A 13,653-nucleotide genomic window follows, 5' to 3' on the forward strand; every position below is an offset into this window, starting at 1 on the left:
GTGACCGAGCGGCGGGTCCGCCGCACCGCAGAAGACCAGGAGGAGACATGTCGGATCGCGCGACCAGCCCCCTTGTCGGGGCGCTTGCCGGTATCGCCGCGACCTTGGCCATGACAGCCGCCATGCAACGCATGCACCGTCTGCTGCCCGACGAGGAACGCTATGCCCTACCGCCGCGAGAGATTTCGGACAGCGTCGGTGGCGGTCGGTCGCCGCCATCCGAAGAGACCGACCGCCGCGCGGCCGCGCTCACCAACCACTTTGCTTTCGGAGCGCTGGCGGGCGCAGTCTATGCGGCGCTCTTTCCGAACCGTGGAGCGGGGCCGGGCATCGTCTACGGTCTCACCGTCTGGGCGGCGAGCTATCTCGGCTGGATCCCGGCCGCCGGCATCCTCACCAATGCGGCGCGCCACCCCCTGCGTCGCAACCTCCTGATGCTCGCCGCCCATGTGGTCTGGGGAGCGACATTGACGAAAAGCCTTTCGGAACTGGAGCAGTCGGAGACTGAGGTCTTCGGCCGCGGGGCCGGCGCGCGTCCGGATGCGTTGATGCTTCGAATGGGCCGCGAACAACACGAGCGCACATCATGAACACGGCAAATCTGCAACTGGAAGGTCTCCTGCTCGCCATCGCCTCCCTTCTCGACGTCATGCGGGCAAAGGGCCTCTTGACCGACGAGGAGGTTGAGCAAGCGTTGAAACGCGCCGAAGCCGGGGCCGACGCCGAAGCCCGCCGTGCGGCGGGACTGAGCGCAGCTCAGATCGAAGCGATCGTTTTTCCCATTCGCTTCCTGCGCCAGGCGGCCGGGCGCCAGGAGGAAGCCTCGTGGAGCTTCTCCCAGATCACCACGACCATCGGCCAGACCAAGCCCGACCATTGATCGGCACAGGCGCGGGGCGCTCAGAGCCTGTCGAGGATGGCGTAGAGCGCCTCGCGCAGGCTTCGCTCGCGCGGGTCGTTGAAGGGCAGGGCGCCGAGCCGGTTGGGGATATAGGCGTAGCCGATCTCGCGGTCGGGATCGCAGAAGCCGAAGGACCCGCCGAGCCCCGGCATGCCGAAAGCCCTTGGCGAGGGGCTGAACGGGAAGGCCGCGGTCGGCCGCATGAAGCCGAGATGCCAGAGCGAGTCGACACCCATCAGCCGGTCCCGTGGCCCGTCCTGCGGCACGGCGGGCTCTGCCGTGAGCTCGGCCAGGACCTCCTTGCCGATCCCGAGCTCCGCGCCGTCTGTCGCCAGGCAGGAATAGAGCCGGGCGATGGCGCGCGGCTCGCCGATGCCGTTCGCGGAGGGGAATTCGTTGGCGAGCCACCGGCGGTCGTTCATGTCCATGTCGATGATTTCCCGGCCGGCTCGGTGCAGCAGCGAAAAGGGGTTGAGGGCCTGAGCCGCAAGCCCGTAGGGTGCCTGTCGTAGCCCTTGCCAGATTTGCAGCGTCTTCGGCATGACTATTCGGGCAATCCGTTCGTCCGGGATGGCCGCCGGCAATCCGAATTGGAAGGCTAGCCCGAGCGGCGCGGCCAGAGCCTCGTCGAAGAACTGACCGAGCGATCGCCGGAGCGGGTCGGTGCGGCGCATCATTTCGCCGACGAGAAGCCCGAAGCTTGCGATGTGATAGCCCCAGGCTCGGCCGGGCGGCCAAAGCGGGGACATTTCCTGCAGCACACCGGCGACGGTGGCGGGATTGCCGAGATTGCTGCGGTTGAGCCTTCGCCCAAAAAGGACGAGTCCGGCCTTGTGGGCGAGCAGATCGCGGACGGTGATCGCTTCCTTGCCATTCTGGGCGAAGGCCGGCCAGTGCGCGACGACGGTATCGTCGAAGGAGAAATGCCCACGCGCCCGTGCGAGCGCGCAGGCGATGGCGGCAATGCCTTTGCCCGTCGAGAACACGGGAACGACCGTATCTTCTCGCCACGGCGCCTCGGACGCTGAATCGCGCTGGCCGCCCCAGAGGTCAACGACCTTCTGCCCGCGATGATAGACGCAGAAGGCTGCTCCGAGCTCTCCCCGCTTCTGGAAGCCGGTGCGAAAAACATCGGCCAGGCGGGCGAAGGGACCGTCCGCATAGCCCTCGAGGTCTGGTGGTCTTGTCATCAACGCGCCGGGTTCCGGAACGACTGGAGAGCCGTTTCGATCAAAAGGTCGACCCCGGCAAGCGTGAGGGCGTTGCCGGGCTTCCTGGGGAACGATCGAGAATAGCTCGCGTTCCGTCCTGGCGTCTCAATCGGTCGCCGGCCCGCGCCCGCGCCGCGCAAGCAGGGACAAGCGATGCGCTCTGTCGTGATTACCGGAACATCGTCCGGGATCGGTCGTGCGACGGCCCATCTCGCAATCCGCAATGGAGCGCGGGTGTTCGGCAGCGTGCGCCGGCCGGAAGACGGTGCACGGCTCGCCGCCGAATTCGGCGAGCGCTTCGTGCCGCTCGTCTTCGACGTGCGCGACGAGGCGGCGGTCGCTGCCGAGGCGGACCGGGTGCGCGCGATGCTTGCCGGCGAGAGACTGTCGGGGCTGGTGAACAATGCCGGGGTCGGCATCGCAGGTCCCGTACTCCACCAGCCGGCCGACGAGATCCGGGAGCAGATCGAGACCAATCTTTTGTCGCTGTTCTGGGTTACGCGCGCCTTCGCACCGCTGCTCGGCACAGACCGGACGCTGACGGGCCCGCCCGGCCGCATCGTCAATATGTCGTCCATCGGCGGCAAGATCGGCCAGCCCTTCGCCGCCGCCTATGTCGCCTCCAAGCACGGCATAGAAGGCTTCTCCGAGGCGCTGCGCCGCGAGATGGCGCTCTATGACATCAAGGTGATCATCATGGGCCCGGCGCTGGTCGACACGCCGGTGTGGGACAAGCTCGCCCGGACCATCGGGCGCTATGCCCATACGGATTATGCGGCCGCCTTCGACCGTGGCGTCGGCATGATGGTGGAAAACGGCCACCGGTCCGGCCTGCCGGCCGAGAGCGTGGCTGAAGCCGTCTGGCATGCCCTGACCACGCCACGTCCGCGGTTGCGCTATTCGCCCGCCCGCCATCCGCTGATCGAGCAGGTCGGCGCGCGCAGCCTGCCGAAACGCGTTCTCGACTGGAGCATGGAGCGCTTCCTCGGCTTGAAGCCGGAACGGGCCGATACCCGCTCGGGAGGGGCATGAAGCGCATGCGCCGGCGCCTTCTCCTCGGCCTTGGCGGCGTCGCCCTCGTGCTCGTCGCCCTGGCCTTCATCCTCCACGTCGAATATGCGCCGCTGCCGTCGCGCGATGAACTCGCCAACCCGGACGGGATCCCGATCGATCAGGCCTATGACGTGCTCGGGCGCATGGTCAGCCAGTCGGAGGCAGCGAGCCTGCAGCAAACGCCCGAGGGGCGGCGCCTCCTCTCGCCCGCGTCCGGCGCCATTCCGATCAATGCCGACGTCATCCGCCTGGGCCGCGACGCCTTCTATCGCGAGACTTACGGCAACGAATATTTCCTCACCGATGTCGTCGGCATGCTGGATGGCGGTTTGAGCATTTGGGAAGTGACGAAAGCGCTCGTTACGCTCGCCGGCAATGGCACCAACGATCTCAAGGTGCGGCTCGCAAAGGATGTGCCTGTCGGGGATCGTGTTCTCGCCAAGGGCACGCTGATCTCCACCGGTCTCGACGTGCCGAAGGGCGGCCTTTTTCCGCTCGGCGTGCGCGTCGTCTATGACCGCGGCACCGTGCGCATGGGGATCGCCTGCGCCGTCTGTCACGCGACGGTCGATGGCCGCAGCGGCAAAGTCGTGGAAGGGGCTCCGAACACCAATTTGAATGTCGGCCTGCTTTTGGCGATTTCGTCCAATCCCGCCGCCTATTTCATCCATGCCGGCGTGAAGTCCTTCGAGCCCTTCATGACCGACGCCGGTCGTACGGTCACGACGAGCACCGGCAACAAGCAGCGGCTGCCGGAGCCCGAGGCCGTCCGCCGGGTCGTGAGCAGCATGCTGGCGAGCTGGCCGCCTGGCAATTTCGACTCGAGCCCCGATCTCGTCAACAACCCGACCTCGATCCCGTCGAGCTTCACGGCAATGGGCCAGCCCTACGGCTGGAGCGGCCACGCTGGCATCGGTCCCTTCCGCGGGTTGTCGGCGCTCAACAACAACGTGCACGGCCTCAATTCCGACGAGACGGCGCAATTTGCGGCGGCGCCGCAACTGTTTGGCCTCGATCCAGAAGTCTATCTCGGCATCCTGCTGCAAGACGCCCCCAACCCTCGCTTCCGCTACGATCCGGCGAGCAGCGGCCGGCCCTCGGCGGTGCTGGCGGCGGCCGACCCGACCCCCGGCACGCCGGGCATCAACCGCTATGCCGTCCTGCCGAGCTATCCGCGCGCCAATTACGTGACGACCAACGGCCTCCTCGCCTCCAATCCGGACGAGCCGGTCGGCCATTCGATCAATGCCATCTCGCCTTTCCAGAACAGTCTCAGGCCGCCGCCGACCCATGCGCCGCCCGCCGACGTCGCGGTTGGGCGGGCCGTCTTCGAGCGCGCCGGCTGCACGAGCTGCCACAGCGGCCCGGCGCTCACCAATAATCGCGTTCTGCCGGTCGAAGAGATCGGGACGGAGCCGACCCGCGCCAAATCCTTCGCCAAGACGGAGCCGACGATCGCAGCGCCCCAGCTTTTTGCGCCGGACACGCCGACCAAGGCCACCGCCGGTGCCCGCACGGTGCCCATCCCCATGGATGAGGACAAAGCGGAACAGGTGAAGCTGGCCTGGGCGCATGGCGGTACGAACGGCGGCTACAAGGTGCCGAACCTCCTGGGGCTCGCCTGGTCCGCGCCTTACCTGCACGACGGGGGCGTGGCGGTCGGCCCGGATCCCGAGCGCGATCTCGGTATGGCCGGCACCTTTCTCGCCGGCAAGGCGCCCAATCCGCGCAACAGCCTGGTCGCCCTCGTCGACCGGGAACGGCGGGCACGTGTCGTCAATGCCAACAAGGGCTCGCCTGAAGCTGTCGCAAGCCATGTCACAGGCGAGGGCCATGCCTTCTGGGTGGACGCCGGGGCGGGCTTCAGCCCGGCGGACCAGGCAGCACTTGTCGCCTATCTCCTCTCGGTGGACCGGCTGACGACCGATCCACCCCGGGCGAACTAGGAGGAAGGCGATGGCGCGGGCTCCGAGCCAGGCACCTGCCGCCAAGACCGCGAAGGCCGAGCTCGCTTCCGCCGACATCGCGCCGTTCCCGCTGCCGCTCGCGACGCCGCCCATGGAGGCGCATACGGCCGACGAATTGCCCCCGGACGATGGCGCCTGGCTTTACGAGCCGAAATGGGACGGCTTCCGCTGCCTCGCCTTCAAGGCGGGGGAGGCGGTGGACCTGCGCGCCAAATCGGGCAAGCCGCTCGGCCGCTACTTCCCGGAGGTCGTGGCCCTGCTTCGCGAGGTGCAAGCGGAGCGGTTCGTCATCGACGGCGAACTCGTTGTCGAGATCGACGGGCGGATCGCCTTCGATGCCTTGCAGATGCGCCTTCATCCGGCCGAAAGCCGCATCCGCAAGCTCGCGGGCGAGACGCCGGCGCGCTTCATCGCCTTCGACATGCTGGTCGCGCCGGACGGCCGGACGCTGCTCGACGAGCCGCTCAGCGAACGCCGCCGGGCGCTCGAAGCCTTCATGGCCGGTGCCGCTCTTCCGAAACGACTGGTGCTCTCGCCGCAGACGCGCGACCGGGCCAAGGCGGAGGGCTGGCTCGGCGCCTCCGGCGAGGGCCCGACCGACGGTGTGGTCGCCAAGCGCCGCGACGGCCCTTACGAGCCGGGCGAGCGCGCCATGGTCAAGGTGAAGCGGGCACGCACGGCGGACTGCGTCGTCGGCGGCTTTCGCTACCAGTCCAAGAGCAGGCTCGTCGGCTCGCTGCTGCTCGGGCTCTACGACGACGAGGGCAAACTCAATCACGTCGGCTTCACCGCGACGATCAGCGATGCCGAGCGACCTGCCCTGACGAAGAGGCTCGATGCCTTGCGTGCGCCGCCCGGCTTTACCGGCAAGACGCCCGGCGGGCCGAGCCGCTGGAGCACGGAGCGCTCCGGCGAATGGAAGCCGCTGCGTCCGGAGCTCGTCGTCGAGGTGCGCTTCGACCAGGTCACCGCCCGCCGCTTCCGGCATGGCACGAAGCTCGTGCGCTGGCGCCCGGACAAGGCGCCGCGGCAATGCACCTTCGAGCAGATCGCCCCGCCGCGCGCCGCTGTCCTGCTCGACGGCTGACGATCATCTTGCGGGAACTGCCCCTCTACCCTCGCGTTAAGCGAAGTGACGGCCGTCGCCGCCTCTTAGAACAAGCCTCGACTGCGCAATTGCTTGGCGGCCCCCGGCCCTCGCCAGCACCACAGGGCCGGGCCTGAGTCCGCGCCACCACGTCGATCGACGAGAGGACACCATGAAGGCACTCACCTGGCACGGCAAAGGGGATATTCGCTGCGAGAGCGTGCCCGATCCGAAGATCGAGCATGGCCGCGACGCCATCATCAAGGTGACCGCCTGCGCGATCTGCGGGTCGGATCTCCACCTCTTCGACGGCGTCATGCCGACCATGGAAGGGGGCGACGTCGTCGGCCACGAATCCATGGGCGAGGTGGTCGAGGTCGGCCCGGAGAACAAGAGCCTCAAGGTGGGCGACCGGGTGGTGGTGCCCTTCACGATCTCCTGCGGGGAATGCTTCTTCTGCAAGCGCGGCTTCTTTTCCGGTTGCGAACGCTCCAACCCCAATAAGGGAATGGCCGAGAAGCTCTGGGGGCACTCGCCCGCCGGTCTTTTCGGCTATTCGCATCTGCTCGGCGGCTATGCCGGCGGGCAGGCCGAATATCTGCGCGTGCCCTTCGCCGATGTGGGGCCGATCAAGGTGCCGACGGGGCTCAGCGACGAACAGGTGCTGTTCCTCTCGGACATCTTCCCGACCGGCTACATGGCGGCGGAGTTCTGCAATATCCAGCCCGGCGACACCATCGCCATCTGGGGTTGCGGGCCGGTGGGCCAGATGGCGATCAAGAGCGCCTTCCTGCTCGGGGCGGAGCGTGTGATCGCCATCGACACGGTGCCGGAGCGGCTTGCGCTCGCCCAATCGTCCGGCGCGCTGACGCTCGATTTCCGCAAGGACGACATCTACGACCGCATCCAGGACCTGACCAACGGTCGCGGTGCCGATGCCTGTATCGATGCGGTCGGCACTGAGCCCGACAGCGGTAGCGGTTTCGATGCCGTGGTCGACCGCGTGAAGGTCGCGACCTTCATGGGCACCGACCGGCCGCATGTGCTGCGCCAGGCGATCCATTGCTGCCGCAACTTCGGCACGGTCTCGATCGTCGGCGTCTACGGCGGCTTTCTCGACAAGATCCCGATGGGCTCGGCCATCAACCGCGGTCTCACCTTCCGCATGGCCCAGACCCCCGTGCAGCGCTACCTGCCACATCTGCTCGAGCGCATCGAACAGGGTGAGATCGATCCGTCCTTCGTCATCACCCACCGCGCGACGCTGGAGGACGGGCCGGAGCTCTACAAGACATTCCGCGACAAGAAGGACGGCTGCATCAAGGTGGTGATGAAGCCCTGAGGAGATTATCCCATGACCGAAGCGCGTTCCCTCGCCGTCGTCACCGGCGCCTCCACCGGCATCGGCTATGAGCTCGCCAAGATCTGCGCGACGAACGGCTTCGACCTCGTCGTTGCCGCCGATGAGCCCACGATCAACCAAGCCGCCGAGGAGTTCCGCGGCCTGGGCGCCATGACCGAAGCCGTCGAGACGGATCTCGCCACGCTCGAAGGCGTCGACAGGCTTTACGATGCGGTCCGCAGGCTCGGCCGGCCGGTCGATGCGCTCCTCGCCAATGCCGGCGTCGGCCTCGGCAAGGGCTTCCTCGACCAGGACTTTGCCAAAGTCCGCCGAGTCATCGACACGAATGTCACCGGCACGGTCTATCTCATCCACAAGATCGGCCGCGACATGCGGGCGCGCAATGCGGGCCGTATCCTCATCACCGGTTCGATCGCCGGCTACATGCCCGGCAGCTTCCAGGCTGTCTACAATGCGAGCAAGGCTTTCCTCGACAATTTCGCCTTCGCCTTGCGCAACGAGATGAAGGACACGGAGGTGACCGTCTCCGTGCTGATGCCCGGGCCGACCGACACCGAGTTCTTCCGCCGCGCCGAGATGCTCGACACCGAGGTCGGCCAGGCGAAGAAGGACGATCCGGCCGTCGTCGCCAAGGCCGGTTTCGACGCCATGATGAGCGGGGAGGGCGACGTGGTCAGCGGCTGGAAGAACAAGCTGCAGACGACGCTCGCCAATATCATGCCGCCCGGCATCTTGGCCGAGCAGCACCGCAAGATGGCGGCGCCGGGCTCGGGCAAGAGCTCGTAACCGGGGGCTTGAGATGGTCGAACAGATCCCGCTGTCCGACGGCGCGAGCGCGCTTGATCCCACGTTCGACGCGGCGCGCGACGACAACACCCACGAGATCGCGCCGGATCTCGCCTATCGCCGCCTCGCCATCGTCAATGTGGTGTTCTTCGGGCCACCCGGCGCGGGGGATCGCGGCTGGGTGCTGATCGACACGGGGCTGCCGGCGACCACGGGTTTCATCCGGAACGCCGCGGCGGAGCGCTTTGGCGCGAATGCTCGCCCGAGCGCCATCGTCCAGACGCACGGCCATTTCGACCACGTCGGCGCCTTGGAGACGCTCTCGGCAGAGTGGGACGTTCCCGTTTATGCGCATCCTCTCGAACTGCCTTACCTCGACGGCAGCGCCTCCTATCCGCCGGGTGACCCGACCGTCGGCGGCGGCGCCATGGCCTTGGCCGCGCGGCTCTATCCGCGTGGGCCGGTCAACGTCGGATCGCGCCTTCAGGTGCTACCGGCTAATGGCGATGTTCCGGGCATGCCCGGCTGGCGCTGGATCCACACGCCCGGCCATAGCGTCGGCCATGTGTCGCTGTGGCGCGCGGCCGACCGCACGCTCATCGCCGGTGACGCCTTCATCACCACCGCGCAGGAATCCGCCTATGCAGTCGCCGTCCAGAAGCCCGAGATGCACGGCCCGCCGACTTATTACACCGTAGAATGGGACAAGGCGGGCGATTCAGTTGCCGTGCTCGCGGCGCTCGCGCCGGAACTCGTCATCACGGGCCATGGCGAGCCCATGCGCGGGGCAGAGATGCTTGCCGCGCTCCGTCAACTCGCCAGCCGCTTCGACGAGATCGCCGTGCCGCGCCAGGGGCGCTACATCGACAAGCCCGCGCGCGCCGAGGATGCGAGCGCCTATTGCGATCCGAATGGGTGAGAGCTGTTGATTTGGTCATCCCGGTGCCATGCGAAGCATGGAGCCCGGGATCCAGAACCGATGTCGTTTAAAGCTATTGGGTGTCGCGGTCCTGTGTTGTCCCGCATCGGTTCTGGATCCCGGACAGGCTCGCTGCGCTCGCCTTCCGGGATGACGTAAGTGTCTCGCCAGAACGCAGCCGCCCTTATTCCCTCGCCCCGTAGCCGCCGCCGGTCGGGGTGACGATCGTCACCGCCTCCCCCGCCTGGACCGTCGTCTGGTCGCAGCCGCCGAGCATCTCGATGCGCCCGTCGAGGCGCCGCACGCTATTGCGCCCGACCTCGCCGGGCTCGCCGCCCTTGACGCCGAAGGGCGGCACGCGGCGATGCGAGGAGAGGATCGCGCATTCCATCGTCTCCAGGAAGCGGATGGTGCGCGACGTGCCGTCGCCGGCGCGCCAGCGGCCGCGCCCGCCGGAATTCGGCCTGAGGTGGAAGTCCTCCAGCACCACTGGATAGCGGAATTCGAGGATCTCTGGGTCGGTGAGGCGGGTGTTGGTCATATGCGTATGCACGCCGCCGGTGCCGTCGAAGCCCGGACCCGCCGGCGAGCCGGAACAGATCGTTTCGTAATACTGGTAGGTGTCGTTGCCGAAGGTCAGATTGTTCATCGTGCCCTGGGCGGCGGCAAGCGCTTGGAGCGCGCCGAACAGGCAGTTCGTCACGATCTGGCTCACCTCGACATTGCCGGCGACGACCGCCGCCGGATAGCGCGGCGACAGCAGCGTGCCGTCGGGGATGACGATGCGGATGGGCCGGAGGCAGCCGGCATTCATCGGAATATTGCCTTCCACCATCACGCGGAAGACATAGAGCACGGCGGCCCGCGTCACCGGCGCGGGCGCGTTGAAATTGTCCGGGCGCTGCGGTGAGGTGCCGGTGAAGTCGACGGTCGCCTCGCGGCGCGCGCGGTCCACCGTGATCTTCACCTGGACGACGCTGCCCTGGTCCATTTCCAAGGTGAATTCACAATCGTCCAGCGTGTCGATGACGCGCCGTACGCTCTCGGCCGCATTGTCCTGCACGTGGCGCATATAGGCGTGCACGACGTCCTCGCCGAAATGCGCGATCATCTTGCGCAATTCGGTGATGCCGCGCTCGCTCGCGGCGATCTGCGCCTTCAAGTCATTGATATTCTGGACAACGTTGCGGACGGGATATTTGGCGCCGGTGAGCAGGGCGACGAGCTCCTTCTCCCGGAAATGCCCCTGGTCCACGAGCTTGAAGTTGTCGATATAGACGCCTTCCTCCTCGATGGTGGTGGCGCGCGGCGACATGGAGCCCGGCGCGACGCCGCCGACGTCGGCATGATGGCCGCGCGACGCCACATAGAAGAGGATGCGCTCGCCCGGGTCGTCGAAAACGGGCGTGACCACGGTGATGTCCGGCAGATGCGTGCCGCCGTTATAGGGCGCGTTGATCACGAAGACGTCGCCCGGCCGCATGGTCGCGCCGTGCGCGCGGATGACGCTCTCCACCGACTTGTCCATAGACGCGAGATGCACCGGGATATGCGGCGCATTGGCCACGAGCTGGCCCTCCGCGTCGAAGACGGCGCAGGAGAAATCGAGCCGCTCCTTGATATTCACCGAATAGGCGGTGTTCTGGAGCGTAACCCCCATCTGCTCGGCGATCGACATGAAGAGATTGTTGAAGACTTCGAGCAGGACGGGATCGGCCTCCGTGCCGACCGCCGGCGCGCGCCGCGCCGCCTCGCTGCGCGTCAGCAGAAGATGGTTCTTGGCCGTGATCTCGCCCGCCCAGCCGGGTTCGAGCACGATCGTCTGATGCGGCTCGATGAGGAGAGCGGGGCCGGCGATGCGCTGGCCGCAGGCCAGATCCTCGCGGCGATAGACGCGCGCCTCGTGCCATTCGCCCTGGGAGAAGAAGCGCGTCGTCTCAGAGGCGAGCGGCGCGGCTTCCGTCAGCGGCCGGTCCTCCTCGGCGATTTCCGTGCCGCCGCCGACGGCTTCCGCCGAGATCGCCTCGATGACGAGGGCCTTCGTGCGATCGACGAAGCCGAAGCGCGTGCGGTGTGCGGCCTCGAAGGCGGCGGTCGCTTCGCCGACGTCGCCGAAGGGAATGATCAGCGAGGTGTCGGTGCCGGCATAGCGCACATGGAGCCGCCGGTGGATCGTGATGTCCTCCGCCGCGACACCCTCGCCGATGAGCTCGTTGCGGACGGCCTGCGCTGCCTCGTCGAGCGCGGCCTGCGCCGCCGCAACGCCCTGGCCGTCGAGCGGCGCCTCCACCGTGCGCTGGCGGGTGGCCCGGATATCGGCGAGGCCCATGCCATAGGCGGAGAGAAGGCCGGAGAAGGGGTGGATGAGCACGGCTTTCATGCCGAGCACGTCGGCGACGAGGCAGGCATGCTGGCCGCCGGCGCCGCCGAAGCATTGCAAGGCATAGTCCGTCACATCGTAGCCGCGCTGGACGGAAATCTTCTTGATGGCATTCGCCATGTTCTCGACAGCGATGCGGATGAAGCCATCGGCCACCGCCTCAGGCGCACGCCCGTCGCCGATCTCCCCAGCGAGCGCTTCGAAACCGCGTCGCACCGCTTCCGTGTCGAGCGGCGCGTTGCGTTCCGGCCCGAAAATCTTCGGGAAGAACTCCGGCAGGAGCTTGCCGACCATGACATTGGCGTCGGTGACGGCGAGCGGCCCACCGCGGCGATAGCAGCAGGGGCCGGGATTGGCGCCGGCCGAATCCGGCCCCACCGTCATGCGCGCGCCATCGAAATGCAGGATCGAGCCGCCGCCGGCCGCCACGGTATGGATCAGCATCATCGGCGCGCGCATGCGCACGCCCGCCACCTGCGTCTCGAAGGTGCGCTCGTATTCGCCGTCGAAATGCGACACGTCGGTCGAGGTGCCGCCCATGTCGAAGCCGATGACCTTCTCGAAGCCGGCGAGCTTGGCGGTTTCGACGCAGCCGACCACACCGCCGGCAGGGCCGGAGAGAATGGCGTCGCGGCCCTGGAAGAGCCCGGCGTCGGTGAGGCCGCCCGACGACATCATGAACATCAGCCGCGTCTTGCCATCGCCCGTGTCGAGCTCGGCCGCGACCTGGTCCACATAGCGGCGCAGGATCGGCGAGAGATAGGCATCGACCACGGTGGTGTCGCCACGGCCGACGAGCTTCATCAGCGGCGAGACCTCGTGGCTCGCCGACACCTGACTGAGGCCGACGGAACGCGCCACCGCAGCGATCGCCTGCTCGTGTTCCGGATAGCGATAGGCATGCATGAAGACGATGGCGCAGGCCTCCGCGCCCGCCGCGCGTGCCGCCTCCAGATCGCTGCGCACCGCATCGAGATCGGGCGCGGCCTCGACCGTGCCGTCGGCGCGCACGCGCTCAGTGACCTCGACCACGTGGCCATAAAGCTGGTCCGGCTTGACGACATGCTTGGCGAAGATGTCCGGCCGGTCCTGGTAGCCGATGCGCAGCGCGTCGCGGAAGCCGCGGGTGATGACGAGCACGGTCGGTGCGCCCTTGCGTTCGAGCAAGGCATTGGTCGCGACGGTCGTTCCCATCTTCACCGCGGCGATGTCGGCCGACGGGATCGGCGCGCCTGCCGGTGCGCCCATCAGCTCGCGGATGCCCTGGATGGCGGCGTCGCGATAGGCCTCCGGATTATCCGACAGGAGCTTATGCGCGACGAGCTGCCCATCCGGCCGCCGCGCGACGATATCGGTGAAGGTACCGCCGCGATCGATCCAGAAGTCCCACTGTGAACGCGCCATGGAAATCCCCACGCTGTGCCGTCAGACGGTCGCCGCCGACCGCGCCGATTGATTGTAATAGCCCGAGAGCGCCCGGAGCACTTCGCCCACATCCGACAGCATGGCCTCGGACGGGCCGGATGAGCGCAAGGGCTTGACGAGCAGTTGTTCGCGGATGGCCGCATAGCGGCTGCAGATCGCGACCCCCGCCTCGGTTGCCGTCACCGTCTTCTCCTTGCCCTTGCGCCCGATGGCGACGAGGCCGGCCGCCTCGAGCTTCTTCAGGGCGTAGGAGGCGACGTGCGTCTCTTCGATATCGAGGATGAGGCAGATGTCGGCGAGCGACTTCGGCCGATCGCGATGGCGCACGCTGTGCAGGATGAGGATGTCGAGGGGGGCGAGATTGGGCACCCCGGCCGCCGCCATGCAGCGCACCATCCAGCGTTCGAAGGCGTGGACGGCGAGGATCAGGCCGAATTCGACCTCTGACAGCGCCGGCGAGGCCCCCGCCGCCAGATGGGCGGAGGAGACGATCGGCTGGTGAAGCGGATCTTCCTGGCGAGCCGGCATGGCGAGGCCCTTGAGAATAGACGTTGTGAATTT

11 protein-coding genes are annotated in these 13,653 nt (G+C 67.4%); 8 read left to right on the forward strand and 3 right to left on the reverse strand.

Annotated elements, in window-relative coordinates; genetic code table 11:
* Positions 1-47 precede the first annotated feature (47 nt).
* Positions 48-590 (forward strand): hypothetical protein, encoded by a 543-nt coding sequence (locus ACFQU1_RS13960; RefSeq protein WP_378133486.1) that lies wholly within the window; start codon positions 48-50, stop codon positions 588-590.
* Positions 587-880, forward strand: coding sequence for a hypothetical protein (locus ACFQU1_RS13965; protein ID WP_378133488.1), 294 nt, complete (start codon positions 587-589; stop codon positions 878-880). The genes ACFQU1_RS13960 and ACFQU1_RS13965 overlap by 4 nt, the downstream gene beginning before the upstream one ends.
* 20 nt (positions 881-900) lie before the next feature.
* Here the strand turns inward: ACFQU1_RS13965 and ACFQU1_RS13970 are convergent, their stop codons facing one another.
* Complete coding sequence (locus ACFQU1_RS13970; protein WP_378133490.1) at positions 901-2,091, reverse strand: serine hydrolase domain-containing protein; 1,191 nt, start codon at positions 2,089-2,091, stop codon at positions 901-903.
* Positions 2,092-2,265: 174 nt separating this feature from the next.
* On the opposite strand from ACFQU1_RS13970, the gene ACFQU1_RS13975 reads away from it, so the two are divergent.
* From ACFQU1_RS13975 to ACFQU1_RS14000, 6 genes are all read left to right on the forward strand, one after another.
* Entirely contained in the window at positions 2,266-3,144 is an 879-nt protein-coding gene (locus ACFQU1_RS13975) for an SDR family oxidoreductase (RefSeq protein WP_378133492.1), read from the forward strand.
* A complete protein-coding gene (locus ACFQU1_RS13980) occupies positions 3,141-5,111 on the forward strand; it encodes a cytochrome C oxidase Cbb3 (RefSeq protein ID WP_378133494.1) in 1,971 nt (656 codons plus the stop codon). The genes ACFQU1_RS13975 and ACFQU1_RS13980 overlap by 4 nt, the downstream gene beginning before the upstream one ends.
* A 10-nt stretch (positions 5,112-5,121) precedes the next feature.
* Positions 5,122-6,219: an ATP-dependent DNA ligase gene (locus tag ACFQU1_RS13985; protein ID WP_378133496.1), complete on the forward strand. Its 1,098-nt coding sequence runs from the start codon at positions 5,122-5,124 to the stop codon at positions 6,217-6,219.
* A 172-nt stretch (positions 6,220-6,391) separates the two neighbouring features.
* A complete protein-coding gene (locus ACFQU1_RS13990; RefSeq protein ID WP_378133498.1) occupies positions 6,392-7,561 on the forward strand; it encodes a zinc-dependent alcohol dehydrogenase in 1,170 nt (389 codons plus the stop codon).
* A gap of 12 nt (positions 7,562-7,573) precedes the next feature.
* The gene (locus ACFQU1_RS13995; RefSeq protein WP_378133500.1) at positions 7,574-8,368 is read left to right on the forward strand and encodes an SDR family NAD(P)-dependent oxidoreductase; all 795 of its coding nucleotides are present in this window, start codon (positions 7,574-7,576) and stop codon (positions 8,366-8,368) included.
* A gap of 13 nt (positions 8,369-8,381) precedes the next feature.
* Positions 8,382-9,287, forward strand: coding sequence for an MBL fold metallo-hydrolase (locus ACFQU1_RS14000; protein ID WP_378133502.1), 906 nt, complete (start codon positions 8,382-8,384; stop codon positions 9,285-9,287).
* A gap of 184 nt (positions 9,288-9,471) precedes the next feature.
* On the opposite strand, the gene ACFQU1_RS14005 is transcribed toward ACFQU1_RS14000, so the two are convergent.
* On the reverse strand, positions 9,472-13,071 hold the full coding sequence (locus ACFQU1_RS14005) for a hydantoinase B/oxoprolinase family protein (protein ID WP_378133504.1): 3,600 nt from the start codon (positions 13,069-13,071) through the stop codon (positions 9,472-9,474).
* Between the two features lie 21 nt (positions 13,072-13,092).
* Positions 13,093-13,620 carry a winged helix DNA-binding protein gene (locus tag ACFQU1_RS14010; RefSeq protein ID WP_378133506.1) on the reverse strand — a complete coding sequence of 176 codons (528 nt, stop codon included), beginning with the start codon at positions 13,618-13,620 and terminating at the stop codon, positions 13,093-13,095.
* Positions 13,621-13,653: the final 33 nt, after the last annotated feature.

Source organism: Chelatococcus sp. GCM10030263, assembly GCF_042666455.1.
Lineage (GTDB): Bacteria > Pseudomonadota > Alphaproteobacteria > Rhizobiales > Beijerinckiaceae > Chelatococcus.

What these genes read in the sequence shown, in the direction of transcription:
- ACFQU1_RS13995 (WP_378133500.1), top strand. Translation starts at nt 7,574, where the DNA reads ATGACCGAAGCGCGTTCCCTCGCCGTCGTCACCGGCGCCTCCACCGGC.
- ACFQU1_RS14005 (WP_378133504.1), bottom strand. Translation starts at nt 13,071, where the DNA reads ATGGCGCGTTCACAGTGGGACTTCTGGATCGATCGCGGCGGTACCTTC.
- ACFQU1_RS13985 (WP_378133496.1), top strand. Translation starts at nt 5,122, where the DNA reads ATGGCGCGGGCTCCGAGCCAGGCACCTGCCGCCAAGACCGCGAAGGCC.
- ACFQU1_RS13990 (WP_378133498.1), top strand. Translation starts at nt 6,392, where the DNA reads ATGAAGGCACTCACCTGGCACGGCAAAGGGGATATTCGCTGCGAGAGC.
- ACFQU1_RS13975 (WP_378133492.1), top strand. Translation starts at nt 2,266, where the DNA reads ATGCGCTCTGTCGTGATTACCGGAACATCGTCCGGGATCGGTCGTGCG.
- ACFQU1_RS14000 (WP_378133502.1), top strand. Translation starts at nt 8,382, where the DNA reads ATGGTCGAACAGATCCCGCTGTCCGACGGCGCGAGCGCGCTTGATCCC.
- ACFQU1_RS13970 (WP_378133490.1), bottom strand. Translation starts at nt 2,091, where the DNA reads ATGACAAGACCACCAGACCTCGAGGGCTATGCGGACGGTCCCTTCGCC.
- ACFQU1_RS13965 (WP_378133488.1), top strand. Translation starts at nt 587, where the DNA reads ATGAACACGGCAAATCTGCAACTGGAAGGTCTCCTGCTCGCCATCGCC.
- ACFQU1_RS13960 (WP_378133486.1), top strand. Translation starts at nt 48, where the DNA reads ATGTCGGATCGCGCGACCAGCCCCCTTGTCGGGGCGCTTGCCGGTATC.
- ACFQU1_RS14010 (WP_378133506.1), bottom strand. Translation starts at nt 13,620, where the DNA reads ATGCCGGCTCGCCAGGAAGATCCGCTTCACCAGCCGATCGTCTCCTCC.
- ACFQU1_RS13980 (WP_378133494.1), top strand. Translation starts at nt 3,141, where the DNA reads ATGAAGCGCATGCGCCGGCGCCTTCTCCTCGGCCTTGGCGGCGTCGCC.